23 protein-coding genes are annotated in these 23,608 nt (G+C 61.9%); 7 read left to right on the top strand and 16 right to left on the bottom strand.

What is annotated here, in order from left to right:
* The first annotated feature begins 346 nt into the window (after positions 1-346).
* The 7 genes from KSW38_RS20910 to KSW38_RS20880 all read left to right on the top strand — a co-directional run bounded on the left by KSW38_RS20910 (position 347) and on the right by KSW38_RS20880 (position 7,739).
* Entirely contained in the window at positions 347-1,369 is a 1,023-nt protein-coding gene (locus tag KSW38_RS20910; protein WP_216926874.1) for a LacI family DNA-binding transcriptional regulator, read from the top strand.
* Between the two features lie 94 nt (positions 1,370-1,463).
* Positions 1,464-2,702 carry a sugar ABC transporter substrate-binding protein gene (locus KSW38_RS20905; protein ID WP_216926873.1) on the top strand — a complete coding sequence of 413 codons (1,239 nt, stop codon included), beginning with the start codon at positions 1,464-1,466 and terminating at the stop codon, positions 2,700-2,702.
* 10 nt (positions 2,703-2,712) lie between these two features.
* On the top strand, positions 2,713-3,714 hold the full coding sequence (locus KSW38_RS20900; RefSeq protein ID WP_216926872.1) for a carbohydrate ABC transporter permease: 1,002 nt from the start codon (positions 2,713-2,715) through the stop codon (positions 3,712-3,714).
* 7 nt (positions 3,715-3,721) lie between these two features.
* Positions 3,722-4,579 carry a carbohydrate ABC transporter permease gene (locus KSW38_RS20895; protein WP_216926871.1) on the top strand — a complete coding sequence of 286 codons (858 nt, stop codon included), beginning with the start codon at positions 3,722-3,724 and terminating at the stop codon, positions 4,577-4,579.
* Positions 4,580-4,606: 27 nt separating this feature from the next.
* Positions 4,607-5,383 carry a ThuA domain-containing protein gene (locus KSW38_RS20890; protein WP_216926870.1) on the top strand — a complete coding sequence of 259 codons (777 nt, stop codon included), beginning with the start codon at positions 4,607-4,609 and terminating at the stop codon, positions 5,381-5,383.
* On the top strand, positions 5,380-6,546 hold the full coding sequence (locus KSW38_RS20885) for a Gfo/Idh/MocA family protein (protein WP_216926869.1): 1,167 nt from the start codon (positions 5,380-5,382) through the stop codon (positions 6,544-6,546). The genes KSW38_RS20890 and KSW38_RS20885 overlap by 4 nt, the downstream gene beginning before the upstream one ends.
* A gap of 20 nt (positions 6,547-6,566) precedes the next feature.
* Positions 6,567-7,739 carry a Gfo/Idh/MocA family protein gene (locus KSW38_RS20880; RefSeq protein WP_216926880.1) on the top strand — a complete coding sequence of 391 codons (1,173 nt, stop codon included), beginning with the start codon at positions 6,567-6,569 and terminating at the stop codon, positions 7,737-7,739.
* A gap of 88 nt (positions 7,740-7,827) precedes the next feature.
* Here the strand turns inward: KSW38_RS20880 and KSW38_RS20875 are convergent, their stop codons facing one another.
* The 16 genes from KSW38_RS20875 to KSW38_RS20800 all read right to left on the bottom strand — a co-directional run bounded on the left by KSW38_RS20875 (position 7,828) and on the right by KSW38_RS20800 (position 23,599).
* Entirely contained in the window at positions 7,828-8,730 is a 903-nt protein-coding gene (locus tag KSW38_RS20875; RefSeq protein ID WP_216926868.1) for an SGNH/GDSL hydrolase family protein, read from the bottom strand.
* A 148-nt stretch (positions 8,731-8,878) separates the two neighbouring features.
* A complete protein-coding gene (locus KSW38_RS20870; protein WP_216926867.1) occupies positions 8,879-9,259 on the bottom strand; it encodes a hypothetical protein in 381 nt (126 codons plus the stop codon).
* 87 nt (positions 9,260-9,346) lie between these two features.
* Positions 9,347-9,943 (bottom strand): GNAT family N-acetyltransferase, encoded by a 597-nt coding sequence (locus KSW38_RS20865; protein ID WP_216926866.1) that lies wholly within the window; start codon positions 9,941-9,943, stop codon positions 9,347-9,349.
* Between the two features lie 22 nt (positions 9,944-9,965).
* A complete protein-coding gene (locus tag KSW38_RS20860; RefSeq protein ID WP_216926865.1) occupies positions 9,966-10,829 on the bottom strand; it encodes a 3-hydroxyacyl-CoA dehydrogenase family protein in 864 nt (287 codons plus the stop codon).
* The gene (locus KSW38_RS20855) at positions 10,826-11,623 is read right to left on the bottom strand and encodes an enoyl-CoA hydratase/isomerase family protein (protein ID WP_216926864.1); all 798 of its coding nucleotides are present in this window, start codon (positions 11,621-11,623) and stop codon (positions 10,826-10,828) included. The genes KSW38_RS20860 and KSW38_RS20855 overlap by 4 nt, the downstream gene beginning before the upstream one ends.
* Positions 11,624-12,850 (bottom strand): thiolase family protein, encoded by a 1,227-nt coding sequence (locus KSW38_RS20850; RefSeq protein ID WP_216926863.1) that lies wholly within the window; start codon positions 12,848-12,850, stop codon positions 11,624-11,626.
* Between the two features lie 130 nt (positions 12,851-12,980).
* Positions 12,981-13,637, bottom strand: a complete 657-nt coding sequence (locus KSW38_RS20845) for a pentapeptide repeat-containing protein (RefSeq protein WP_216926862.1) — start codon at positions 13,635-13,637, stop codon at positions 12,981-12,983.
* Positions 13,637-14,095, bottom strand: a complete 459-nt coding sequence (locus KSW38_RS20840; protein WP_216926861.1) for an SRPBCC family protein — start codon at positions 14,093-14,095, stop codon at positions 13,637-13,639. The genes KSW38_RS20845 and KSW38_RS20840 overlap by 1 nt, the downstream gene beginning before the upstream one ends.
* Before the next feature lie 142 nt (positions 14,096-14,237).
* A complete protein-coding gene (locus KSW38_RS20835) occupies positions 14,238-15,701 on the bottom strand; it encodes an amino acid permease (RefSeq protein ID WP_216926860.1) in 1,464 nt (487 codons plus the stop codon).
* 278 nt (positions 15,702-15,979) lie between these two features.
* A complete protein-coding gene (locus KSW38_RS20830; protein WP_216926859.1) occupies positions 15,980-16,288 on the bottom strand; it encodes a Rieske (2Fe-2S) protein in 309 nt (102 codons plus the stop codon).
* Positions 16,285-18,753 carry a nitrite reductase large subunit NirB gene (gene nirB / locus KSW38_RS20825; RefSeq protein ID WP_216926858.1) on the bottom strand — a complete coding sequence of 823 codons (2,469 nt, stop codon included), beginning with the start codon at positions 18,751-18,753 and terminating at the stop codon, positions 16,285-16,287. The genes KSW38_RS20830 and nirB overlap by 4 nt, the downstream gene beginning before the upstream one ends.
* Positions 18,753-19,100 (bottom strand): molybdopterin oxidoreductase, encoded by a 348-nt coding sequence (locus KSW38_RS20820; protein WP_216926857.1) that lies wholly within the window; start codon positions 19,098-19,100, stop codon positions 18,753-18,755. The genes nirB and KSW38_RS20820 overlap by 1 nt, the downstream gene beginning before the upstream one ends.
* A gap of 142 nt (positions 19,101-19,242) precedes the next feature.
* Positions 19,243-20,892 (bottom strand): ABC-F family ATP-binding cassette domain-containing protein, encoded by a 1,650-nt coding sequence (locus KSW38_RS20815; protein WP_216926856.1) that lies wholly within the window; start codon positions 20,890-20,892, stop codon positions 19,243-19,245.
* Between the two features lie 164 nt (positions 20,893-21,056).
* A complete protein-coding gene (locus KSW38_RS20810; protein WP_308169457.1) occupies positions 21,057-21,920 on the bottom strand; it encodes a metal ABC transporter permease in 864 nt (287 codons plus the stop codon).
* A 3-nt stretch (positions 21,921-21,923) separates the two neighbouring features.
* Positions 21,924-22,658, bottom strand: coding sequence for a metal ABC transporter ATP-binding protein (locus tag KSW38_RS20805; protein ID WP_216926855.1), 735 nt, complete (start codon positions 22,656-22,658; stop codon positions 21,924-21,926).
* Positions 22,655-23,599 (bottom strand): metal ABC transporter substrate-binding protein, encoded by a 945-nt coding sequence (locus KSW38_RS20800; protein WP_216926854.1) that lies wholly within the window; start codon positions 23,597-23,599, stop codon positions 22,655-22,657. The genes KSW38_RS20805 and KSW38_RS20800 overlap by 4 nt, the downstream gene beginning before the upstream one ends.
* Positions 23,600-23,608 lie beyond the last annotated feature (9 nt).

The raw sequence follows: 23,608 nt of genomic DNA, 5'->3' as shown, positions 1-23,608 counted from the left end.
CACATAGTACTGATGCACCATGTCCCGGATCTCATCACGGCTAATACCTCTCGGGCCAACAGTCATGGCTACTCCTGCTCTCGTCACACACCACCTGACTCACAACCAGCCTGACGCAGAGGGAAGCGGTCGGATGTGAGAGAGGAACCGCCCTAAAGCGGTCGGATGTGATAGAGGAACCGCCGAAAAGGCGGTGGGATGTGAGAGAGGGACGGATTGGGGGTATTGCGCGGGGCAAGTGACTCATGTCATACTCATTCTCGATGCGCATCGACGATACGTATCGACGATTGGCAGAAGCCGTCAAAAAGTACCCGTTCAGCAGAGAGCGCAAGGAGGCCAGGACATGCCCACCAGCAAGGACGTTGCCCAGGCCGCCGGCGTTGCTCAGAGCACGGTTTCCTATGTTCTCAGTGGCAAGCGACCCATCTCCGAGAAGACGCGGAAAAAGGTAGAGGACGCCATTCAGCAGCTGACCTACCAGCCAAATGCCGGAGCCCGCGCGCTTGCCAGTCGCCGGACTCGCGTGATCGGCCTCGTCATCCCGTTCATCCCGGAGTTGCACATGGCATCGATCATGGAGTTCGTCTCCGTTATCGCCAACACCGCCCGCCTCTATGACCACGACATCCTGCTGGTCACCGAGGATGAGGGCGCACCGGGGCTGCAGCGTGTTGTGGGCCAGCAAATCTGCGACGGCCTGATCCTTATGCAAGTGGAAGGCGACGACGAACGCCTCCCGGTAGTCCGCAGCCTTCACGTTCCGGTGGTGCTGATCGGCATCCCGCATGATCCTTCCGGATTGGTTTGCATTGATGCCGACTTTGAAATGGCCGGCGAACAGTGCGTGCAGGACCTGGCAGCCGCTGGCCACACCGTAATCTCCGTTCTGGATTGGCAGCCGGAAGTGGTCGACCGCCACGTGAACTACGTGGAGCGCTTCATGTCCGGCACCAACAAGGCCGCGGAGACCCTCGGCGTAAAAGTGCTGCACCTGCCCGGCGGAACTGATCGCGAGGTTATCGGCGAATCCGTGGACAAAGCCTTGGCGGAGACCACTGGAGTACCTGCCTTTATCGCTCCGGACGGCACCGTTCAGGACGTTCTTCGACGCGTCCTCACCAGCCGCGGCCTGACGCCCGGTACGGATGTCTCTGTCATCGGTAGTGCCTCCCCCACCCTGGCTGAGCTACAGCCCATCCCACTTTCCACCATTGACCTCCGCCCGGCCGAAGTATCCCGCCGTGCGGTGAAGATTATTTGCGATCTCCTCGAAGCCGAGAACCAGGGACCAACCGAATCCCTGGAATTGGTACCCACGGTCATTACGCACCGTGCCAGCACGCTCCGTCCACCCCACGGCAGCTAAACCCTCTCAAAGCACCCTGCATTACAGTTTCCGAATTTATCGATACGCATCGTCGATACGCATCGATAATCACACCCAGAAAAAGGAACAGACAATGAAGTCAGCACAAAGGACAACCCGTCGTCCTCTTGCCCTCGCCGTCGCTGCATTGGTCGGCCTTCCCTTGGCCCTCTCAGCCTGCGGGACCTCCACTGCGGCTTCGTCGTCGGAGGCTGTCACGGAAATCTCCGTGATGGACTACTACAACAACGAGCCGGATAAGTCCTTCATCGGCGACGCCCTGACCAAGTGCGGCACCCAGGCAGGTGTCACCATCAAGCGGGAGACCGTCCCAGGCAAGTCCCTGATCTCCAAGGTGCTCCAGCAGTCCTCCTCCAAGACGCTTCCGGACGTGCTCATGCTGGATAATCCGGACCTGCAGCAGATTGCCGCCACCGGCGCGTTGGCTCCCTTGTCAGACTTCAAGATCAGCACTGACAACTTTGCCGAGGGCGTGCTGAGCGCGGGCACCTACAAGGACAAGGTGTACGGCCTGGCTCCAACCGTGAACACCATTGCCCTGTTCTACAACAAGGACATCCTGGACAAGGCTGGAGTAACCCCGCCCACCACCTGGGACGAACTGAAGGCAGCAGCCGCCAAGCTCACCGCCGGCGAGCAGTACGGACTCGCGTTCAATGCCAACCCCACGTATGAAGGCACCTGGCAGTTCCTCCCGGTCATGTGGTCCAACGGCGGTGACGAGAAGAAGATCGACACCAAGGAGACCGAGCAGGCACTCCAGCTCTGGACCGACCTGGTAAAGAGCGGCTCCGTCTCTTCCTCGGCCCTGAACTGGACCCAGGCCGATGTCAAGGACCAGTTCATGGCCGGCAAAGCAGCCATGATGGTCAACGGCCCTTGGCAGATCCCGGCCCTGGATAAGCAGCCCACTCTGCAGTACGGCGTGGTCAAGATCCCCGTCCGTGAAGCCGGCCAGACGTCCGTTGCCCCGCTGGGCGGCGAAGTATGGACAGTCCCTCAAACCGGAAACAAGGCACGCCAGGCCAAGGCCGCGGAAGTGATTGCCTGCCTGAACAGCGACGAGAACCAGATGTCCATGGCCAAGGTCCGTAACACCATTCCTTCCAAGACCACGTTGGCGGAGAAGTTCGCGGCCGAAAACCCCAAGCTCGCTACGTTCACTGAGCTGATCAAGACCGCCCGTGCCCGCACCGGCGAGCTCGGTGCAGATTGGCCGGCCCAGGCAACCAAGATCTACACCGCTATCCAGACAGCCCTGACCGGTAACGCCTCTCCGGCCGATGCCCTCAAGCAAGCGCAAGGCCAGTAAGCAGCGAACCATGTCATTGACAACAGATTTGTCGCAAACAGCGGCTCCTTCCAGCGGAAAGGCCAGCCGCAAGCACGGCCGTCCGGCTGGCCCGCCTACAGAGGCGCAAGCACCACGACGGCGCACCCGCCAACGCCGCGAGCGCATCTTCCAGTGGCTCTTCTTGGTTCCTGCCGTGGTCTACATGGCGTTGTTCTTTGGCTACCCGGTGGTCAAGAACGTCGTCATGAGTTTCCAGGACTACACCACGGCTACCTTCTTCACCGGAGAAGCCCCATGGGTAGGGCTGGCCAACTACGTAACTGTATTGTCGTCGTCGTTGTTTTCCACCTCGCTGCTGAACACCGCACTGTTCACGATAGGTTCCATCCTGGGCCAGTTCGTGATCGGGCTGGCGTTGGCGATCTTCTTCCAGCGCAAGTTCCCGCTCAACGGAATCCTGCGGTCGCTGCTACTGCTGCCTTGGTTACTGCCGCTGATCGTTTCGAGTGCCGTGTGGCGTTGGATCCTGGACAAGGACAGCGGAGCCCTCAACCGTTTCCTGGGCGATCTGGGCGTCATCAACACTGGTGTTCCGTGGCTGACCAGTACCTCGTTGGCTTTGATCGCAGTGGTGGGCGTGAACATCTGGATTGGCATCCCGTTCAATCTGACCATCCTCTATGGCGGCCTGCAGGAGATCCCGGACGAGCTTTACGAGGCCGGGTCCCTGGACGGAGCGACGGGTTGGAAGGCGTTCCGGCATATCACGTGGCCGATGCTCCGTCCGGTGGTGAGCGTGGTGCTGGTGCTCGGCGTGGTCTACACCCTCAAGGTGCTGGACATCATCCTGGGCCTGACCAACGGTGGCCCGGCGAACTCTACCCAGACCATCGCCACCCAGTCGTACGATCTCTCCTTCCACGAATTCAAATTCGGTGAAGGCGCGGCACTGGGCAACGTGCTGGTGATCATTTCCCTGGTGTTCGCAGTGTTGTACCTGCGGGCAAGCCGACGCGCTGTGGATGAGTGAGGAAACCATGACAACCGTACTGAAAGCACCCACACTCCGGCTTGGCCGATCGAAGGCAACGGGACGCAAGAACTGGGGCTACACGGCGCTGGCTATCTTCTTCCTGGCCATCATGCTGTTCCCGGTCTACTGGATGATCAACGCCTCCCTGCAGCCAAACGGCACTACCTTGGAAACCTCGTGGCTGCCCTTGAAGCCCGATTTCACCGGCTATGCCACAGCCATCAGTGAGCAAGCCAGGAACCTTGGCACCAGCCTGATCATCTCCCTGGGCAGCGTGGCATTGAGCCTGGCAATCGCGGCCCCGGCGGCCTACGCGCTTGCCTACTTCAAGGTCCGTGGCGCAGGCATTGTCCTCTTCGCCATCCTGATCAGCCAGATGATCCCGGGCATCGTGGTGGCCAACGCCCTGTACACGGCATACAACGATCTCGGGCTGCTCAACTCCATTCCAGGCCTGATCCTCGCGGACTCGGCTCACGGAATTCCCTTCGCCATCCTCATCATCCGGGCATTCATGAACGGTATGCCGGCATCCGTGATCGAGGCAGCGCGGGTGGACGGGGCGGGGCATGTCCGGGCGTTCTGGTCGATCGTGATTCCGCTGAGCCGGAACTCGTTGATCACCGCAGGACTCTTTACGTTCCTGTTCGCCTGGAGCGACTTCCTGTTCGCCCTGACCTTGACCACCACGGAAGCGGTCCGTCCCGTCACCCTGGGCATCTTCCAGTACATCGGCGCCTACGTGAACGACTGGAGTTCAGTGATGGCGACGGCGGTACTCGCCTCGATCCCGGCCATCGTCCTGTTAGTCGCGGCCCAAAAATACATCGCCGCGGGCACCACCGGCGGCGCGGTCAAGTAGACCGTCACTCATCAGAAGGAAAAAATCATGCCTGAAACAAGCAAGCCCATCCGCGTCACGGTCTGGAGCGAAAACCGGCACGAGAAGCGGGACGAACTCGTGGCACGCCTGTACCCGGAAGGAATGCACGGCGCCGTCAAGGCGGGCATCGAGGAGAAGCTGGGTTCCGCCGTCGAGGTCCGCACCGCGACACTGGACGAACCCGAGCATGGCCTCACCGAGGAAGTCCTCGCCAACACCGACGTCCTCACTTGGTGGGGACACATGTCCCACGCCGATGTTGAGGACGAAATCGTGGAGCGCGTCCACCGCCACGTTCTCGCGGGCATGGGCCTGATTGTGCTCCACTCCGGGCACTGGTCCAAGATCTTCACCAAGCTCATGGGCACCACCTGCACCCTGCGCTGGCGCTCGGAACATGACCGCGAGCTCGTGTGGACAGTTGAACCGACCCACCCCATCGCCAAGGGTGTTCCCCACCCCATCGTGATCCCTGAGCAGGAAATGTACGGCGAATTTTTCGACATTCCCACGCCGGAAGAACTGGTGTTCATCAGCTCGTTCAGCGGAGGCGAAGTCTTCCGTTCGGGCTGCACGTTCCGGCGCGGTCACGGCAAGATCTTCTTCTTTAGCCCCGGCGACCAGGACTACCCCGTCTATCACCACAAAGACATCCGCCGGGTCATCGCCAATGCCGTGGAGTGGGCCGTCACAGACCGTCCCGAGCGCGCCGTCCCAGAGCTGCTCCGCTATGAAACCAACGACTTCTTCAACGGCAAGAGCTACCAAGGAGCAAACGCGTGAGCACACCTTTCGCCACAATCCCCGACGACGGCACTCCCCTTCGCGTCGTCGTGGTCGGCGCCGGGGGCATGGGCCGTGCCTGGCTTCGAACCGTTGAGTCGTCACCATTGGTTGAGCTTGCAGGCATCGTGGATCTGGACCTTGCCACGGCCTCTGAAGCGGCAGTCTCGCTCGGCCGTCCCGACCTTCCGGTAGGTGCCGGTACAGCGGCACTGGCGTCCGACGTCGGAGCCCAAGCGGTCATCAACGTCACGGTTCCTGCCGCGCATCATCCGGTCACTACCGAGGCGCTTGCTGCGGGCCTGCCGGTCCTTGGCGAAAAGCCCGTAGCCTCCAGTGTGGCTCAAGGGCTTTCTTTGGCAGCGGCTGCTGAGCTTCACGGCCAGCTGTTCATGGTCAGTCAATCCCGGCGCTACAACCGGCAGCTCTTTGAAGCCAAGCGGCTGTCCGGGTCCTTGGGTGCTGTGGGCATTGTCTCTGCCGAGTTCTTCAAGGCGCCCCACTTTGGCGGCTTCCGCGATGCCATGGACCATCCCCTGCTGTTGGACATGGCGATCCATCAATTCGACATGGCCCGGTTCCTGCTGGACGCCGATCCCGTCTCTGTTTTCTGCGAGGAGTACAACCCCTCGTGGAGTTGGTACCGCGGTGATGCCGGGGCCACGGCCGTGTTCGAAATGACCGGCGGCGAGCGCTTCGTGTTCAACGGAAGCTGGTGCAGCCCGGGCCAGGAAACATCATGGAACGCCTCGTGGCGCATCAGCGGCGAGCACGGCACGGTCATGTGGGACGGCGATAATGAACCTGTTTCCTCGGCAGCCATTCCGTTGGGATCAGGCGCTTCCGATCCGGGCCAGGAAATCGCCGGCTCCCTGCGCGACTTTGTATCCGCGGTCCGCACGGGAAGCACCCCAATGGGCCAGGTGCACCAAAACATCATGAGCCTTGCCATGGTGGAGTCGGCCATACTGAGTGCCTCGACCGGGGCCAGGGTTTCCGTAGACGCACTGCTTGAGGACTCGTACCAGCAAGCACTCCTTGCCGAGCGGGACCCCGCCGTGTTGGAGGTCTTGAAGTCCTGGACCTCGGTTCGCAGTGCGCTTTCGGTAGGCAGTGCGCTTTCGGTAGGCAGTGCGCTTTCGGGGGAAGGCATTCGGCGGTGACGCGGAAGCTGCGGGTAGGCATGGTGGGCTACTCCTTCATGGGCGCCGTCCACTCGCATGCCTGGCGAACGGCGCCACGCTTCTTCGATCTCCCATTTGCGCCCGAGCTGACGGCGCTGGCTGGCAGAAATGCTGCCGGTGTTCAGGTAGCCGCGGACAAGTTCGGTTGGGATTCCGTGGAGACGGATTGGCGTCGCCTGATCGAGCGCGATGACATTGACCTGATCGATATCTGTTCCCCTGGAGACACGCACGCCGAGATTGCGATTGCCGCCCTGGAAGCCGGCAAACACGTACTCTGCGAGAAGCCCTTGGCCAACAGTGTGGCTGAGGCCGAGAAGATGACCGCTGTCGCATCCTCGGCCGCCGAGCGGGGCGTGTACTCGATGTGCGGTTTCACGTATCGGCGAACTCCCGCGCTGGCCCTGGCAAAGCGGATGGTGGACGACGGCCGGTTGGGCGAACTCCGACACGTCAGGGCCCAGTATCTCCAGGACTGGTTGTCCGACGCGGACGCTCCGCTGACGTGGCGGCTGGACAAGTCAAAGTCCGGCTCTGGTTCGCTGGGTGATATCGGTGCCCACAGTATCGACGCCGCCCAGTGGATCACCGGGTCCAGCATCACAGGGGTTTCGGCCCTCATGGAGACGTTCGTGAAGGAGCGGCCGATCGGCGGTGACTTCATAGGGCTCGGTGGGCATGGTGGTACCGACGGTCCGCGCGGTCCAGTAACGGTAGACGACGCAGCGATCTTCACGGCACGTTTCGGCGGAAAGACATCCGGCGCCGGAAGAACATCCGACGGCGGCCCGATCGGCGTGTTCGAGGCGACGCGGTTTGCCTTGGGACGGAAGAACGCCATGCGGCTGGAACTCAATGGCACGCTCGGCTCGTTGGCTTTCGACTTCGAGGACATGAATTCGCTGTCCTTCTACGATGCCGCCCACGAGGACGCCGGTTTCCGGCGGATCATCGTGACGGAACCATCGCACCCCTACGTCGGGAACTGGTGGCCCACCGGACATGGCCTGGGCTATGAGCACGGATTCACGCATCAGGTGGTGGACCTCGTTAACGCCATCAGCGCCGGGGAGCAGCCCGCGCCGTCGTTCTCTGATGCCTTGCAGGTACAGAAGGTGCTGGCGGCAGTGGAGGCCAGCGCCGAGGCTGAGAGCCGTTGGCAGAAGGTGTGAGCGTGCAGCCGGCTTGCTTGAACGTTGTGAACCCGCTGTTTCGTTGTTGGGCAACAACGAAACAGCGGGTTCGCAACGTCTTAATGGTCTAACGCTTGGCGAGCTGCGCAGGTTTGACGGCGGACAGTAGGGCTGCGGCGTAGGCAAGATGCCCTGCCTCGTTCGGATGGAAGTTGGCGTCGGGCAGCCGATCAAACGGGGGTACGGGCGCCAGGATCATCACAAGCCACGGATCTGCAGAATTCGCTGCATGCCCGAGGAACTTCTTGGTGACATCGATGAATTTGGCGTTGGTCCGGCTGTCAGCCACCGCCTTGGCAATTGTCGCGTTGAGGGCATCGACGGCCAGATTCACCTGGGATTGGTTCGCCGGTGGGATCACCGGGAGACCATTGGCGGGATCAAAAAGCCGAGGATAGCCCATGACAGTGAGGGTCGCCTCCGGAGCCGAGGCTCGGATGTTTTGATAGATGATCTCAAGTCCGGACTCGATCACGGGAAGATTGGCGATGATCCCGCTTACGGTGCCCTCACAAAGCTGTGTGTCCGGCGTAGAGCAGGCCTGCAATGCGAGCAAACTGCCGGCATCGATCGCACCAGCGGTAATGCTCACCAACCCGGCATTCTGGAGCGCGGATTGCCCTGCACTGCTGGTGATCTGTTGAAATACGGACGGCGTCACTCCGTCATAAAAGGGTCCGGCCGGGAACAGGACGGCTCCGTGACAGGCCAAATTGGCCACTAGAGCGACCCGCCCTGTCTCGGCGACATCATCGACATAGCCCGGACTACTCTGCCAACAAGCTACCGGTGGACGGTACAAGTCCCCGGCACCGGTCCCCGCCGTATACGAATCACCGAGGGCCACATAATTGACAGGTGATGGCGGTGCGGCGGTCGCCGGACTGGCCGTGAATCCTAACGTGAGCGCCAAGGCGGCGAGTCCGCCTGCAAGAGCCAAGTTCCGGCGTCGTGCTCGATGAGTTGCCATGATGCTTCCCCTTCGTACAGCTGTTTGGGGCTCCGGTGGTCCGTCAAAAAGGATCACTTCGCGGCTCGCCCACCCTTCAGCCGCGTACGGGGCAATGTGTTGGCCAGATTACGCCCGGCAGCCAACGCGGTACAGACCCATGGCCAAGCTATTTTTGGGCTTTCACTTTCCGGCGGTAAAGGATGTTTCCGACCAGCGAGATTGTGCCGCCAATAAGCAGCGCGACGCCTATCAAGGGAAGGAGCGCCACAGCCTTCTTAGATGGTCCTTCCAAAGGAATCTCCAGCGTGCCGGCAACGTCATCAGGGTGGTAGGTGACATCGATGGAGTCGCCGATCCCGTACGCGCAGGGCTCATCGCTGGTCCCCGGAGGAGTACGGTAAGTGGCACCATCGATCACGACGTCGGCTATAGGCTCGCAGAGGCCTTTTGTACTGATCTTTTGGTCAACCACGATTCCGTGCCCTGCCACAGTGCCCTCGCGCGGCGGTGCGTTATGGAAGAGGAGCAGCCAGAGAATTCCAAGCACGATTGCAATAATGGCCGTGCGAAGACTGAACCGGGGCTTGCGGGGTATTTCCTGGTTTGCCGGTAAGAGCGTCATCTTGTTGGCCAGCTACGCGCCGTACCTGGCCAGCCTGAACTCCAAGCCGTTCCGCACCGCTGGCCACTCGTGCTCCAGTATGGAGAACACAACGGTGTCGCGAAGCACTCCGTCCTTGGTGCGCGAGTGGTTCCGCAACACGCCGTCCTGCTTGGCGCCGAGGCGTGCGATCGCGTCGCGGGACTGGTGGTTGAGCCAGTGCGTGCGGAATTCGACGGCAGGGCAGCCCAGGGTTTCAAAGGCGTACTGAAGAAGCAGCAGCTTCGAGTCGGGGTTGGTGCCTGTGCCGTGCACGGACGCTGCGTTCCAGGTGGAGCCGATCTCCACGCGCGGGGTGGCTGCATCGATGTTCATGTACGTCGTCATTCCGATGACCTTGCCAGTGCTGTTGAGCCTGGTGGCGAAGGGCACCATGGAACCTTGGGTTTGCAGGCCCAGCCTGCGCTCAATCTCGGCAGCCATACCCTCCGGCGTGGGTACGGAGGTGTACCAGAGCTTCCAGAGCTCGCCGTCCTTGGCCGCCTCCACAAGGTCGTCGTGGTGATCTGGCCGCAAGGGCTCCAGTGTCACGAATTTGCCGGTCAGGGTTATGGGTTCAATCGAGGTCACCCGGTTAGCCTAACCGGTGTGGTCAGTCGTTCCAGTCGAAGAAGCCCTTGCCTGTTTTGCGGCCAAGCTCCCCGCGTGCCACCTTGTCCCTCAGGATTTGCGGCGGAGCGAAGCGGTCACCCAGCGTGGAATGCAGGTACTCCGCGATGCCCAGACGAACATCCAAACCCACGATGTCGGTGGTCTTGAGCGGCCCGGTGGGGTGTTTGTACCCAAGGACCATGGCGGCGTCGATGTCCTCCGCTGATGCCACACCCTCCTCAACCATGCGCATTGCCTCCAAGGCAATAGCGACGCCCAGCCTTGAGGACGCAAAGCCAGGCGCGTCGTTAACGACGACGGCGGTCTTGCCGAGTGCCTCGGTCCAGTTCTTCGCCGCTTGGGCGAGTTCGGGCGAGGTTTTTTTGGCCAGCACCACTTCGATGAGGGTGGAGGCAGGCACCGGGTTAAAGAAGTGCAGCCCGATGAAGTTGGCTGGCCTGCGAAGTTCATCCGCCAAGCCCGTCACGGACAAAGACGACGTGTTTGAGGCAAGGAATGCATCCGCGGAAAGGTGGTCCTCCACCGCTTTCAATGCAGCGACCTTGAGATCGTAATCCTCGGGCACAGCTTCTACCACCAGGCCGCAATGGATGAAGGATTCGTAGTCTGTCGACGTACTGAACCTGGCCATGGCTTCTTCAGGGGTTTCGCCCAGGGTGCCGCGGGCAGCGGACTTGGCCACTGCGTCTGCTACCCGGCCCTGCGCTCCGGCGGCTGCCTCATGATCCCTCTCCACCACGATCACGGTGGCCCCCTTGGTCAGGAAAGCATGCGCGATTCCCGCCCCCATCCGGCCACCGCCAAGGACTCCAACAACGTGGGGAATCGCGGGAACTGCTGTCATTTCTGAATCCTGTCGTCGTTGGCAGTCGCGGATGAATTGCCTGTGTTCTTCTTGTCCAGGAAAGCCTGCATCCTGTCGAATTTGGCCTGGGATTCGAACAGAATCCCCTGGGCAAGGGTGTCGATCAGTGGGTGTGCTTCCGCTGGAGCGTGGAACACCGACTTGGTAATGCGGACAGCAAGGGGGTCCTGGCGGCCGATCCTGTCAGCCAGATTGTGCGCGGCCTCCATGAGCTCAGGGGCCTCGTGAATCTCGGTAATCAAGCTGATCCGTAGCGCTTCCTCGGCCCGCAACACAGCGCCGGCGAGGAGGATCTCCTTGGCTTTTGGTTCACCCACAAGCTCCTTGAGCCGCCAACTGGCGCCGGCTGCGGCTAGGATTCCCAGTCCTGTTTCGGGGTTGCCGATCCGGACACTTGGGGTCCCGATCCGGAAATCTGCGGCATAAGCAAGCTCCGCACCGCCGCCCAGGCAATAGCCATCCAAAGCTGCGATGACAGGCATCGGCAGCTTGGCGATGCGCATGAAGATAGTTGAGTTGATCCCCCGCAGTGCGTCATCGCGCCGGCGTTCCCGGAGTTGTCCAATGTCCGCGCCCGAGGCGAAGACACCGTCCGTGCCCGCGATGATCAGGACCTTGGGGTTGCGCTCCAGTTCGGCACAGACGAGGTGGAGCTCGTCCACCATGGCCTGGTCTATCGCGTTGCGTACTTCGGGACGATTAAGAAGAACAGTGAGCCTGTCGTCACGTTCCTCGAGGAGGAGGGTGCTGAAGTCTTCCTGATTCAGTGCCATTTACACGCCTTCCAGCAGCATCGCCGTGCCCTGGCCCACGCCGATGCACATCGTGGCAAGGCCAAGCTTCGGTCCATTGTTGCTGGCAAGCTCCCGCTCCATGCGGCCCAGAAGGGTAATGGCCAGACGTGAGCCGCTGGAACCCAGCGGGTGCCCCAAACTGATGGCACCGCCGTCGTTATTGACGATTCCCGGGTCCAGCCCCAGGCGCCGCATGCTGGCAAGGGACTGAGTGGCAAAGGCTTCGTTGAGTTCCACTGCGCCGAGCTGGTCCACGGTAAGGCCAGTGCGGGCCAGGACCTTCTGCGTTGCCGGGACAGGACCGATGCCCATGATTTCCGGCTCACAGCCCGCCGAAGCGCCGTCGATGATGCGGGCGCGAGGCGTCAGGCCGAACTTCTTGATGGCTGCTTCAGAGGCGACGATGATCGCAGAGGCGCCGTCATTGAGGCTGGAGGAGTTGCCCGCTGTGACGACGGAGCCACCGGGGACTACGGGCCGGAGCCCAGCCAGGACATCCATGGTGGTGCCTTCGCGAGGACCTTCATCGGTGTCCACCACGGTCTCGGACTTGCGGGTCTTCACTGTGACCGGAACGATCTCGTCCTTGAACCGGCCGCCTGCAATAGCCGCCAAAGCGAGTTCGTGCGAGCGGACAGCGAAAGCGTCTGCATCCTCGCGGGAGATGTTGTCCACGCGGCCCACTTCCTCGGCCGTTTCAGGCATGGAGTAGGTCATCTTGCCGTCACGGGAGAGCTCGCCCTTGGTGAAGAGCGGGTTGACGAAGCGCCAGCCGATGGACGTATCGAAGATCTGGCCCGGCTTGGCGAATGCAGTGGTGGGCTTCTCCTGGACCCAGGGTGCCCGGCTCATGGATTCGACGCCACCGGCCACCACGATGTCCGCGGCGCCGGACTTGATCATCTGGCTCGCCATGATGATGGCGCTCAGGCCGGAGGCACAGAGACGGTTCACGGTGATGCCCGGAATGTGGAGGGGAAGTCCGGCAAGGAGGGTTGCCATGCGCGCCACGTTGCGGTTCTCCTCGCCAGCGCCGTTGGCGTTGCCGAGGATTACCTCATCAATGGAGTCAGGATCGACGCCGGCACGCGCCACTGCCTCACGGACCACCAGCGCGGCGAGGTCGTCAGGACGGACGGAGGACAATGCCCCGCCGTAACGACCAACCGGCGTCCGTGCGCCGCCAACAAGAAAAGCCTCGACCATGAGAACATCCTTCGCAAAGTGAAAGGGACCGGCGCGGAATAATATACCGACCGTTCGTTCTATAAAGATTACACGGCCTGCCGTCCGGGTCAACAGATGAAGTCATCTTCCCGGCAGCCCAGCCACGGCGTCAGACCACCCGGATGCCCAAATGACCAGCCAGCAACGGGGCCATGAGACTCAACTGGTAATCGTCAATAACAACTCCGGCAAGCCCGGCCAAACCGTTGATCCCCCGGAATTCCGAGCTCCGCAGGTCCACGTCCTTGAGCTTTGCGCCGGTGACATCCAGGGTGCCGATGCTGCAGTTCTTCAACGACACCCGGGTGCCGGTGCAACCGCCCAGATCGAGCTCGTTGATGATGCAGTCGGAAATCTGGACATCCATCAACTTGGAACCGCGCAAGTTCACGTAGTCCAGCTTGCCGCCCTCGATCCGCACCGAACGCCACGTGCCCTCGTACAGCTCGGCTGATCCCCACCTCGGATTGCTGATCTCCACGTCTTGCCAGGAAGTCCGTGCCGCAGTGAAGACTGGCGCATACGGCTCCGCAAGGATGCACTCCCGGAACGTGGCACCACGCAACTGGGCCTCGTTGAACGAGACTCCCGTGAACTCACACTCAATGAAGTCAGCACCGCTCAGTTCCTCCCCATCGGCGGACAAGCGGGTAAACCTGATGCCGTCATACCTTTCGCCACGCTGGAAGTCCGGGGCGTCGTCGTCGCGCAGTTCTTCCAACCGCACCGGGGAGATCTTGGGGGCCGCCACCTTTGCAGCCGCCATCAGAGGGATTCCGCCTTTGCAGCGATCTCGGCGAGGTCCTTGCTGAGGGCCTTTCGGGTAATGCTCATTCCGATCTTCCCGAACAAGGCCATGGCGACCTTGCTCACGAGCGTGGGTTTAAGGACCTTGGCGTCGAATGTCAGCGTAAGGTCAGTTCCGCCGTCGCGCTCGTTCAGGTTGAAGCCGGTGGTGTAATCGGCGCCGCCCTGAAGTGCTTTGACTGTGGTGCTGCGTGGCGGGTCCGTTTCTGACACCCACATCTCCACGGTTTCCTGCCGGCCCATCATGGTGCGGGTTTCCTTCCAGCGGGTGCCCTCCCCATAGGGACCCTCACTGAGCATCTGGATTGCGTTGATGCCCGAAAGGGTGCCGGCCGAGCCCGGAATGTCCGAGAGGACCGCCCAAACTTTCTCCGGGCTGGCGTTAATGTGCTGCGTCAGGGTGGTGGTGTGATCCATACATCGAGCGTAGACCCGGGCACTGACAGTCCCAACTGGCTGGCAATAGTGGTTGTTCTCAGCCGGCGGTTGGGCGGGGACACGCGAACGACGGGTGCCCCCGGAAAGGAGGCACCCGCCGTCGAGCGTTGGTAAGAGAGCCTTAGCTAAACAGCTCGCTCTTGGGCTCGTTGTTCTTGACCTTCTGCCAGCCAAGCCACAGGACCAGGGCGAAGAACGGGATGGTCGCCAGGGTCCAGAGACCCAGCAGGAAGACCTCGCCGGTTGCCTTATCGGTCATGGTGTCGAAGCCGATCAGTACGGTGATGGCCAGCAGCGCAACCAGGCCAAGCCAGCTGGTCCACGGCGAACCGGGCATCGGCAGGCTGGAGACGTTGCCGCGCTTCTTCCGCAGGGCAATCTGGCTCGCGAAGATGGAACCCCAGGTGAAGATCACACCGATGGAGGCCGTGTTCAGCGCGAGGTCGAACGCGTGGGAGCCACCCAGCCAGATGTTGAGCAGGATACCCGCCAGGTACACACCGCCGATCGCCAGGATGGCCGCGTACGGCACGTGGCGAGAGGACATTTTGGTGAGCCACTGCGGGGCGTGTCCGTTGTTGGCCATGGTCCGGAAGATGCGTCCGATCGAGTACAGGCCCGAGTTGCACGAGGACAGTGCGGCGGTGATGACGATCATGTTCATGACGTCGCCCATCCAGCCGAGGCCCATCTGGCCGAAGACGGTAACGAACGGCGAGGTGCCGGCCTTGTACTGGTCCGAGGGCAGCAGCATCGCAAGCAGCATCACGGAACCGACATAGAAGACAATAATGCGGATCACGACGGCGCGGATCGCCTTGGGAACTTCGCGTTCCGGGTTCTCCATCTCACCAGCGGTAATACCAACGAGTTCGATTGCGTTGTAGGCGAAGATCACGGCGTTGAGGACCAGGATCATAACCAGGCCGCCCTTGGGGAACATGCCGCCGTCTTCGTGGAACAGGTTGCCCACCGAGGCATGGCCGGTGCCCACCTGCGCGTTGGTGACAACCATGAAGGTGCCAACTGCAAGGAAGATCAGGATGGCTGCGACCTTGAGGCAGGAGGCCCAGAATTCGAACTCGCCGAACGCCTTGACGCTGAACAGGTTCACGGCCACGAGCAGCACCAGCGCTGCAATCGCGGAGAGTTCAACGGGAACGTTGGGGAAGAAGAACTGGAAGTACAGGCCGATCGCGATGAGCTCGGCAATGCCTGTCATGGCCCAGTTGATGAAGTACATCCAACCTGAAAGGAAGGCGCCCTTTTTGCCGAACATCTCACCGGCGTAGCTCACGAACGAGCCCGAGGTCTGGCGGTACATGATGAGTTCACCGAGCGCGCGCATCAGCAGGTAAGCGATGACGCCGGCGATTGCGTAGGAGAAGATCAGGGCCGGACCGGTGGAGGCCAAGCGGCCGCCGGCGCCCATGAACAGGCCGACGCCGATTGCGCCACCCATGGCGATCATGGTGACGTGGCGCCGGCTCAGGGTCTTCTGGTAACCCTCAGCGCTGAGGGTGGAACCGACGGCGGTGGGTGTGGCCGTGGGGTTCTGGAGATCTGTGGGGGTACTTTGCGGCACAGCTGTTCCTTGTGGGTTGGGGTATTGCTGTAGGTGTTTACGCCCATGCCGGAACATGGGCACCTTTGCCACACAAAATTCGAGCTTTCCTCGCTTGAGGACCCCGAAGTGTGACAAAGAACGCAGAACGCCGAAGGTTCGCGCAACCCGTCTATCTTACGGGATTAACGGGAATGCCCGTGACGCAGGCAACAGCACCCGTCCTGAATACAGCAACGCGGGGTCACTTACGGCCCATGTTGGCCGCTCAGATGGGCCGTAAGTGACCCCGCGTTGCTTCAAGGAATGACGACGATGTTTTGCCCCTCATCTGCGAAGACTTCGTACGTCCGCAGGGGCTTGGCGCCTGTGGTGGAACACCCGGTTTCCAGCTCAAACGAGTGCTGGTGGAGCGGGCACATCACCACGCGCTGATCGATGGTTCCGTCCGCGATGGGGCCTCCTTTGTGGGGGCACACTGCCGACACAGCCCGCAAGGTTCCATCCCGAAGCCGGAAGACCGCGACCTGCTCGCCGTCGATCCCGAACGCCCTGCCTTCGCCGAACGGAATTTGGTCCACCGGACCTACGACGTGTGGAATCTTCATCGGACCGGCACCTGCGGGAGCACCGTCAAGGGCAGCGAGGTCCGGAATTGGCCAGGGGTGGGTGGATCATCGCGCTCACTCCACGGATCAACGTAGTTGTCCACGGACTCCTGCATCGCCGCATCCAAGCGGGCAGCGATGCCCTCGGAGTCATCCAGGATGACGCTGCGAATACGTTCAATCCCTACCCGGGGAACAAACGCGTATGTCCGTTCCAGCCAGTTCGCGTTTTCCCGGTAGTACTGCATGAAACGGCCCGCCAGCAGTGTGACTTCCTCAGGCGTATCCACTGCGACCAGCAAGTCCCCCTTCCGGATGTGGGCGCCGGCAGCTCCCCCGATGTAGATTTCCCAGCGGCCACCCTCCACGGCCACCACGCCAACGTCCTTGACCAAAGACTCCGCACAGTTCCGCGGACACCCGGAAACTGCGAGCTTCAGTTTTGCCGGCGACTCAATTCCTTGGAAGCGGGACTCAAGCGAAATGCCCAAACCAGTGGAATCACCCGTCCCAAAACGGCAGTAATCCTTCCCCACACAGGTCTTTACCGTGCGGAAGCTCTTGCCATAGGCATAGCCGGACGGCATGTCCAGGTCAGCCCAGACTGTGGGGAGGTCTTCCTTGGCAACGCCCAGGAGGTCAATGCGTTGACCACCGGTCAGCTTGATCATGGGAATTTTGTGCTTCTCCGCGACGTCGGCGATCCTCCGGAGCTGCTGCACGGAGGTCACCCCACCCTTCATCTGGGGTACCACGGAGAACGTGCCATCGCGCTGGATGTTCGCATGGACGCGGTCATTGATGAAGCGGGCGTCGCGCTCGTCAATGTACTTCTCCGCCAGCATCATCTTCATGAGCGAGGCCAGGCCCATCTTGGATTTGGCGTCCTCCACACTGTCCGGCGCCAGGGCCGCGAAGACCTGCGAAACCGAGCGCAGCCCAAGCTCCCGGATCCGGGACATCAACGCGGGCTTGTCCAACGGGATTCCTGGGACGTAGTAGCTGGCTGCGGGGTCATCTTCCACGGCACCATCGGCGGCCCACTCCACCACCTGCGTGACCAGCAATTTGCATGCACCACACCCCTTGCCTGCACGGGTGGCATCCATGGCGGCCGGTACCGAACGGCACCCACCCTGCACGGCCGAGACAAGTGCCCCTTTGGAGACTCCGTTGCAGTTGCAGACCTGCGCCGAGTCAGCCAGTTCTGCCACGCCCTCCTCCTCTGCAGGCGAACCGAGATCGAACATCAGCGAGAGCCGCTCCTCCGGCAGCGGCAATCCCTGGTCAAAGGCCTGCGTCAAGTAGGCAACCTTGCGGCTGTCACCAAGCAGGGTAGCGCCCACCATCTTGTTGTCCCGGATCACGATCGACTTGAACACGCCCCGGCTCGGTTCCGAGAAAACAATATGCTCATCCGTGTCGAGTTCCGGGCCCGGCAGGCCCATGGAAGCGACGTCGACGCCGGCCACCTTCAGTTTGGTGGCGGTCCGGGATCCAAGGTAAACCGATGAACGATCCACGCCGGTGATCTGGTCTGCCAGAACAGCGGCCTGCTCCCACAAAGGAGCAACGAGCCCATAAACCTCGCCCCGGTGTTGAACGCATTCCCCCACGGCATAAATGTCCTCTTCGTCCATGACGCGCAGGTGGTCATCCACCACGATGGCCCGTTCAACCGCCAGTCCACTCACCACCGCCACATCCACGTTGGGCCGGATACCGGCTGTAACAACCACCATGTCGCAGCCCAGCTCTGTGTCATCGCGAAGTCGCACACCGGTGATCTGGTCCTTGCCCAACACCGCGGTGGTCCGGCTTCCTGTATGGACCTCGATGCCCAGCGCCTGCACGCTTCGCCGCAGTATTGCGCCGCCGTCGGGCCCTAATTGCGCATTCATGAGGTGACCGCCGGAGTGGACCACCGCCACGTCAAGGCCGTAGGCCTGCAAACCGCGGGCAGCTTCGAGCCCGAGCAACCCGCCTCCAATCACCACCGCCCTGCGATGATGATCCTGCTGGGCAAACTGGACCATCTTGCGGGTGTCGTCCATGGTACGGAACGTGAAGACCCCGTGTCGCACCGATCCGCTGGGTGTGTACAGGCCATCCATCGGCGGAAGGAATGAGTGGCTTCCGGTGGCGATGACCAGGACATCGTAGGGAACCACCCTGCCATCTGCCGCGAAGACGTGTTTGCTGTACTTATCTATGCGCTCCACCCGGACCCCGGCGTGCAGGGTGATGTTGTTTTCCCGGTACCACGGCAGGGCGTTGAGGAAGATGTCCGCATCGCTTTCCTCGCCGGACAGGACGTGGCTGAGCATGATGCGGTTGTAGTTTCCGTACGGCTCATCGCCGAACATGGTGATGTCGAAAGCGTCTCCGCCACTGCGCGCCAGGATCTCCTCCACAGCGCGGGCACCGGCCATGCCGTTGCCGATGACCACCAGCCGCCTGGCCATCAGTGCTCCACCATGCCCAGGTCCACCACCACGGAACCGCGGACGCCGGCCGGCGCTGCGATGAACAACTCGATCATCGAGCCGCCCTCGATATCTTCCACAACCCGCAGCGGGACGTGCACGTCGCCTTTGGCCCCAATGGGGAAATACCGCATCGGGACGCCGTCGCGCATGAGGACAACCGCGATGAGTTCGGAGCTGGAATTACCGCCGCGGAAGTAGAGCGTCTGGTTCACGACGCCGTCCGGGACAAAGTGCGCGAGCTCGCCATGAAGGGGAACCGGCTTTTCCATACCGATGCCCTCAAACGGGAAAATGCCTTGGAGGAAGAGGTTCTTGGAAATCACGGAAAGATCCTTTCGGCCGGCTTCCCTCCATGGTGCTCCGCCGATGTTTCAGGACGCTTGGTGCCGTGTTTCCATTCGCAGGACACAGCGTAACGATCGCTTTGCGAACAACTCACCCCGGCGGCAGGGGCGGCGGCGGGGGTTAGAGCAACTCGCCATCCTGCATTCCGTACCGGACCCAGCTACCCACCGAGCCGGCCGCGGCACAGCGATCGAACCACTCCCCCAGTGCGCGGTCGTGGCTCACGATGACCAGCGTCCCGGCGAAGCCTGCGAGCGCAGCTTCCAACTGTTCCACGAGCACTGGCGCAAGGTGGTTGGTGGGTTCGTCCACGATCATGGTCTCGTAACTGCCCAGAAGCAGTCTGGCCAGGGCGAGCCGGCGTTGCTGTCCGGCCGAGAGGCTGCCCACGGGAACGTGAAATTCCGCAGGCCGAAACAAGCCCAGGCGCAGCAGGTTCTCGGCGTGTTCGTCGATGTTTCCGCCCAGTCCGGCGGCAAACGCGGGAAGCAGCCGAAGGCCTGGACGGGGCGGTACGTCGAGTTCCTGTTGCAGGTACCCCACCGTGCCCTGAACGGCCACGGTGCCGGCTGCGGGCTCCAGCGTCCCGGCCAACACAGAAACCAGCGTTGATTTTCCTGCACCGTTGGGACCAGTGATGAGGACCTTTTCCCCGGTTTCGACGCGGAAGTCCGTTGGCTTGAGGCGCCCGGGCACGCTAATGCCGTGTGCTTCGATGGCCGGTCCAGCAGCTTCCTCCAGCTGAACGTCAAGTTGCGCGGCTAGCTTCAGCGGCACGGGTGGCCGGTCAATGGGGTTCTCTTCGAGCCGTCGCAGGCGTTCCTGCGCATTCCGCACTTTGCTGGTGGCTGCGCGCTGCCAGGTGCCCTTTTTGAAGCCGGTGGCAAATTTGTCGTTGTCGCGCACTCTGCCATAGCCCATGCCGCCCGAAACCGTGGCGGCCTGGAACCGTTCGGCGGCCATGGCGTCGAGCCATTCCTCGTATTGCTGCACCCAACGGGCTCGCTGGGCGGCTTTCTCGCGGAGGTAACCTTCGTAGCCATTGCCGTACCGATTGACCGAACGGCGTTCGGCGTCGACTTCGATGACAGTGCTGGCTACCTTCCGCAGCAAGACACGGTCGTGCGAAACCACCACAACGGTCCCTCGGTGCGCAGCCAACCTCGACTCCAGCCACGCCGTGCCGTTGGCGTCCAGGTGGTTGGTGGGCTCGTCAAGGAGCAGGGCTTCGGCGGGGTCGGCCAGTAGGCACGCAAGGGCCACCCGCTCCTGCTCGCCGCCGGACAAAGATCCAAGCGTTCGACGCCGGTCCAGACCTCCCAGCCCCAGCCGGTCCAGCGCTGCTTCCACCCGGGATTCGGCGGCATACCCCTCACGGAGTTGGTACTGGGTCTGCAGGCTTCCATAGCGTTCCAGGGTTTCGGAGTCGGCATCCGCAAGGTCCCGCTCCAGTTCAGTGATGCTGGCCTCGAGCGCCCGCAACGCAGTAAGCGACGCGTCAATGGCGTCCCCCACAGTGAGCGAGGCCGGAAGTCCGTGTGTCTGGGCGAGATAACCCACGCGATAGCCGGCATTGCCCACCAAACCTGCCGTGCCGTCGTCGGGCGTTTCTACGCCGGCCAGCAAGCGGAGAAGGGTGGATTTGCCCGCCCCGTTTTCTCCGACAATGGCAACGTGCTCGCCGTGATCGATGGTGAGATCAGCGCCGTGGAAAAGTTCGCGGTCCCCGTAGCCATGGGAAACGCCGGAAAGGTGAAGGTGGTCAGTCAAGAGGTGTCCTCGCAAAGTCCGCAGTGAATGGCAGGAAACCGCTTGGGGTACTGCCGTTGTGGGGTACTGGGGATGCAGCCGGATGGAAGGGCTGCTCTCAAGACTTCATCGCTCCAGACTGCCGGGCGAACGCTTGCACGTCAAGAACAGGCGCCCGTCAAGTGTCAGGCCGCGGCCACCGCCCGCTTGCGTCGGGCCTTCGCCAGGCGCGTACCAATCAGTCCTTGCCTCGGACTGAACAGATAGACGACGGCGAACACAGCGCCTTGGGTGACCACCACCATGGCACCTGATGCCGTGTCCAGGTAGTAGCTGAGGTAGATGCCTGTCATGGAGCACACCACCGAGATGACCGGGGCGATCACCAGCATCCGGGAGAACCTGTCCGTCAGCAGGTAAGCGGTGGCGCCGGGAATGATCAGCATGGCCACCACCAGAACCACGCCCACGGTTTGCAAAGCCACCACGGATGTCAGCGCCAGCAGGCCGAGCAGCAGGGCTCCAAGCCGCCGGGGCGACAGGCCAATGGCGTGGGCATGCGTGGGATCGAAGGCGTAGAGCGTGAGGTCCCGGCGCTTGAGGATCAGGATCGCGAAAGTCACTACGCCAAGGACCACAACCTGGATGAGGTCAGGAACGCTGACGCCCAGCAGGTTGCCGAAAATGATGTGGTTCAGGTCGGTCTGGCTCGGCGTCACGGAGATCAGCACCAGGCCCAGCGCAAAGAGCGAAGTGAACACGATGCCGATGGCCGCATCTTCCTTCACCCGGCTTGTGTTCCGTACGACGCCGATCAACGTCACGGCGATCAACGCGAACACCAACGCACCGAGTGCGAAAGGCGCACCCACAATGTACGCGAGCACGACGCCGGGAAGCACCGCGTGCGATACGGCGTCGCCCATGAGGGACCAGCCGATCAGAACGAGCCAGCAGCTAAGGACGGCACAAACAACGGCGGCAATTGCCGTGGTGGCGAGGGCACGCACCATGAAGTCGTAGCTCAATGGTTCAAGCAGGAATTCCACGGCTTAGCCCCTGTTCATGACGTCGAGGCCGAATGCCATGGCCAGATTTTCGGGTTGCAGCACCACGTCCGGGCTGCCATGCATCAGCACCTTGCGCATCAGGAGCACGGCTTCGTCGCAGAGTTGCGGGAGCGCGTGGAGGTCGTGGGTGGAGATAAGGATGGTGGCGCCGTCAGCGGCAAGTTCGCGCAACAGCCTGGTAATAGTGGCTTCGGATCGCTTGTCCACTCCGGCGAAGGGTTCATCCAGGAGCATCATGGTGGCGCCTTGGGCGATGCCGCGGGCTACGAAGGCACGCTTCTTCTGCCCGCCGGACAGCTGGCCGATTTGGCGGTCGGCAAACTCGCCAAGCTCCACCCGTTCCAGGGCCTGTTCGACGGCGTCCCTGTCTGCTTTCCGTGGACGGCGGGTGAAACCGAGGTGCCCATAACGGCCCATCATCACCACATCCCGGACGGACAAGGGGAAGGCCCAGTCCACATCCTCGCTCTGCGGGACGTAGCCTATGCCGGCCTCCTTGCGGGTCTTCATGGGCGGGTGACCGTTGATGAGGACCCTGCCGGAATCGGGTTTCACCATGCCCATGATGGTCTTGAACAGGGTGGATTTGCCCGAGCCGTTCATGCCGACCAAACCGCAGATTCTGGCGTGGTCCAGGGTGAGGGATGCGGAGTCCAGCGCCAGCACCTCGCCGTAGTGGACCGTGACATTCTCAACGACAATCGCGGGGCTGGTCATGACGCTCCTCCTGCCAGTGCTGTGGTGATGGTCTTCGCATCGTGGCGGATAAGGTCCAAATACGTGGGAACAGGACCGTCTGCTTCTGATAGCGAGTCCACGTAGAGGACGCCACCGAATGTGGCCCCGGTAGCACCGACAACTTGGCGCATGGGGGCGTCCGAGACGGTGGATTCGCAGAACACTGCCGGCACTTGGTTGTCCTTGACGAATTCGATGGCCCGCGCGATCTGCTGGGGCGTGGCCTGCTGCTCCGCGTTCACGGCCCAGATGTAGACCTCTTTGAGTCCGGCATCCCGGGCGAGGTATGAGAATGCACCCTCACAGGTCACCAGCGCCCGGTGTGCTTCCGGCAGTACGGAGAGCTTGGAGACCATCTCATCCTGGACGGTTTGCAGTTTGGCGTTGTAAGCCTTGGCATTGGCTTCAAACTCGCTGGCGTGGGCCGGGTCCAGCTTGGCGAAAGCCTTGGCCATGTTGTTGGCGTAGATCTGGACGTTGCTGGGGGACATCCATGCATGCGGGTTCGGTTTGCCCTGGTAGGAGTCTTCTGCGATGGGCATGACCTTCACGCCGTCGCTCACCACGGCGTGGGGCACATCGAGCCCCTCCACGAATTGGGAGAACCATGCTTCAAGGTTCAGGCCGTTATCCAGGATGAGGTCGGCCTGGGCAGCCTTGCGAATGTCCCCGGGAGTGGGCTCGTAGCCGTGGATTTCAGCCCCGGCCTTGGTGATGGATTCCACCCGGAGCTTGTCACCGGCGACGTTTTTGGCGACGTCGGCCAACACGGTAAAGGTGGTCAGGACAACGGGCTTGTCATCACCTCCGGCGGAGGAATTCCCTCCGCAAGCGGAGACCCCGAGCACCAGAGCGGATGCGGTCAGTAGGGCAGCGAATCGGCGGACAACTTTGGCGCACCGAAACGAAATGTTAGGCATACCGAAAAT

It is taken from the genome of Paenarthrobacter aromaticivorans, assembly GCF_019038615.1.
GTDB classification, from domain to species: Bacteria; Actinomycetota; Actinomycetes; order Actinomycetales; family Micrococcaceae; genus Arthrobacter; species Arthrobacter aromaticivorans.
The sequence above is the reverse complement of the archived record's forward strand: the minus strand, read 5'-3'. Positions and strand labels throughout refer to the sequence as shown.

Bases quoted from the DNA above. Each gene is read 5' to 3' on its own strand.
- KSW38_RS20910 (WP_216926874.1), top strand. From the start codon at position 347: ATGCCCACCAGCAAGGACGTTGCCCAGGCCGCCGGCGTTGCTCAGAGC.
- KSW38_RS20905 (WP_216926873.1), top strand. From the start codon at position 1,464: ATGAAGTCAGCACAAAGGACAACCCGTCGTCCTCTTGCCCTCGCCGTC.
- nirB (WP_216926858.1), bottom strand. From the start codon at position 18,753: ATGGCCAGGCGGCTGGTGGTCATCGGCAACGGCATGGCCGGTGCCCGC.
- KSW38_RS20900 (WP_216926872.1), top strand. From the start codon at position 2,713: ATGTCATTGACAACAGATTTGTCGCAAACAGCGGCTCCTTCCAGCGGA.
- KSW38_RS20800 (WP_216926854.1), bottom strand. From the start codon at position 23,599: ATGCCTAACATTTCGTTTCGGTGCGCCAAAGTTGTCCGCCGATTCGCT.
- KSW38_RS20860 (WP_216926865.1), bottom strand. From the start codon at position 10,829: ATGACAGCAGTTCCCGCGATTCCCCACGTTGTTGGAGTCCTTGGCGGT.
- KSW38_RS20875 (WP_216926868.1), bottom strand. From the start codon at position 8,730: ATGGCAACTCATCGAGCACGACGCCGGAACTTGGCTCTTGCAGGCGGA.
- KSW38_RS20855 (WP_216926864.1), bottom strand. From the start codon at position 11,623: ATGGCACTGAATCAGGAAGACTTCAGCACCCTCCTCCTCGAGGAACGT.
- KSW38_RS20895 (WP_216926871.1), top strand. From the start codon at position 3,722: ATGACAACCGTACTGAAAGCACCCACACTCCGGCTTGGCCGATCGAAG.
- KSW38_RS20850 (WP_216926863.1), bottom strand. From the start codon at position 12,850: ATGGTCGAGGCTTTTCTTGTTGGCGGCGCACGGACGCCGGTTGGTCGT.
- KSW38_RS20805 (WP_216926855.1), bottom strand. From the start codon at position 22,658: ATGACCAGCCCCGCGATTGTCGTTGAGAATGTCACGGTCCACTACGGC.
- KSW38_RS20890 (WP_216926870.1), top strand. From the start codon at position 4,607: ATGCCTGAAACAAGCAAGCCCATCCGCGTCACGGTCTGGAGCGAAAAC.
- KSW38_RS20830 (WP_216926859.1), bottom strand. From the start codon at position 16,288: ATGAAGATTCCACACGTCGTAGGTCCGGTGGACCAAATTCCGTTCGGC.
- KSW38_RS20880 (WP_216926880.1), top strand. From the start codon at position 6,567: ATGGTGGGCTACTCCTTCATGGGCGCCGTCCACTCGCATGCCTGGCGA.
- KSW38_RS20845 (WP_216926862.1), bottom strand. From the start codon at position 13,637: ATGGCGGCTGCAAAGGTGGCGGCCCCCAAGATCTCCCCGGTGCGGTTG.
- KSW38_RS20840 (WP_216926861.1), bottom strand. From the start codon at position 14,095: ATGGATCACACCACCACCCTGACGCAGCACATTAACGCCAGCCCGGAG.